Annotated in this window: 1 protein-coding gene and 1 pseudogene; both read right to left on the bottom strand. The window is 32.5% G+C overall.

The features are described 5' to 3' along the window. Positions 1 to 22 precede the first annotated feature (22 nt). On the bottom strand, positions 23 to 994 hold the full coding sequence (locus NF27_RS05455) for an IS110 family RNA-guided transposase (protein WP_039455504.1): 972 nt from the start codon (positions 992 to 994) through the stop codon (positions 23 to 25). Between the two features lie 335 nt (positions 995 to 1,329). Beyond that, positions 1,330 to 1,908 (bottom strand): annotated as a pseudogene (locus NF27_RS05450) (IS6 family transposase); the annotation flags it as partial. Between the last annotated feature and the right edge of the window lie 76 nt (positions 1,909 to 1,984).

The following is a 1,984-nucleotide window of genomic DNA, read 5'->3' as shown; positions in this document are numbered from 1 at the left end:
GGTAGTGATACCGTGTATGGAGTCAAGTATATAACATTTGTGAGTTGTATTTAGTTTTATGCTTAATAACACCGAATGCTATATGAAGTAACTTTCTCATAATCGCTCCAATAATGACCATGGTATTTTTACCTCTGTTTTTTAATTTATTGGCAAATTCTTTGACTATTGAGTTGTGTGATTTAGCTGAGATAGCAGGAAAATATAAAGCTTTTCTTAAGTTCGAAGAGCCTATTTTTGACAATCTTGATTTACCTCTTACTGAAGTGCCAGAAGTATTTTGTTTAGGAGTAAGTCCTGCATATGCAGCTAGTTGTCTTGCACTGTTAAAAGAAGAGAAGTCAGGAACTTCAGATAGTATAGCAATAGCAGTAATCTTTCCAACTCCCGGTATACTTTGCAAATTCTCGCAGTGCTCTTTTAGTGTAGAATTGTTAGTTAGTAATTCATCAATAAGTAAGTCTATACTTTTAATTTGCAGATCTATTTCATTTAACAATCTCCTATATATTATACTTATAGAGTCAGGTAAGGTATGCTCATTTTCAAGGTAATTTGAAACTTGGGTACGTTGGATTTTAAGGTTTTGCTGACAACGATAAAAGCTCCTTAATTTCTTAAGCATACTATCCCTAGGTTTATAGGGGTGTAATTCATTCTTATTAGCATACTCAGCAATAAGTACAGCATCAACTTCATCAGTTTTATGCCTCTTTAGTTTACTTGACGCATAAGCTTTAATGCAAGCCGGGTTAATTATACTTACACTATATCCTTGATTATATAAAAACTCCGCTACTTCATCACCATAGCTACCTGTTGCTTCCATACATACTTTTAGATCCTTAATTGCTTTTATACTCAACCATTGGTTAAGTTTGGCAAATCCTTGTTGATTATTAGCAAATTTGTTCTTACTAATTTTATTTCCAATTATCAAAGCTACAGCTAGTTCTTTCTTTGATATATCTATACCTAGAGTTCCTTCAAACATAACTTCTACCTTGCATTATTTTTTTATCTATGTAAAAAAAATCTATAGCTAACCATGTTAATACAGAATAAGCTTCTTAAGAGCTTTTCTTAGATACCGTCCAGCTTAAGATCCTTTGGAAGAGGGTGCTTATCACTACCACAGATTTAAATAATCTTTGTTGCGAACCAGAATCTCCTCTTCCTAACCTCAAAGGTCAGCTAATCCCTTTGTAGCCTTACTTGCAAGCATTTCTTAACCTGCTCCTTTATCATACATGTTGCGAGAAATAAAATTTGGTAGCATTGCAAAGAATAAATAGTAGGTAGTGAAAGTATTTAATTTAGGGAGGTTTTTTAGAATATATAATCAGGAGTTGGTAAGTTAAATTGCCTTTCAATAAAGTATTTAATATTTATAGGTGAGCTCTTATGCAAGTGATAAAGCTGGCCCTTGAATAACATATTGATTGTCTCAATGCCTCGGATGGTATTATAAGCTGTTTTATAACTATGATAATCCATAGCATCTTTGGTTTTCCATTTTACCCGTCTGTGATATTGCTCAATTATGTTATTTGTATATGAGTGATTAGCATCTACCGTGATACTTTTTGGTTCATAAGTATTTTTCTTATTGAGCAATTTAGTTAAAAATAATTTAGCTGCTTTGTGATTACGTGTTTTGCTTAGGTAGAAGTCAATAGTATTTTTATTACTATCAATTGCTCTGTACAAGTATAGCCACTTACCTTTGACCTTGACATAAGTTTCATCTAGGTACCAATAAGAATTAGTAGATTTGAGAAAGTAACTAACTTTCTTTTGTATTTCAGGAGCATAATGCTGAACCCACCTGTATATGGTACTTGGAGAGATGTTTAGTCCTCTCTCTTCCATCATTTCACTTAAATTACAATAACTAATTTTATATCTAAGATACCAGCCTCCCTCATAGTGACGTCATTTGAAATCTACAGACTTGTACTTTTTCATATAGCTAATTATTAAG

This window comes from Candidatus Jidaibacter acanthamoeba, assembly GCF_000815465.1.
GTDB classification, from domain to species: domain Bacteria; phylum Pseudomonadota; class Alphaproteobacteria; order Rickettsiales; family Midichloriaceae; genus Jidaibacter; species Jidaibacter acanthamoebae.
The sequence above is the reverse complement of the archived record's forward strand: the minus strand, read 5'-3'. Positions and strand labels throughout refer to the sequence as shown.

Excerpts from the sequence above, each read along its gene's own strand:
- NF27_RS05455 (WP_039455504.1), bottom strand. The coding sequence starts at position 994 with ATGTTTGAAGGAACTCTAGGTATAGATATATCAAAGAAAGAACTAGCT.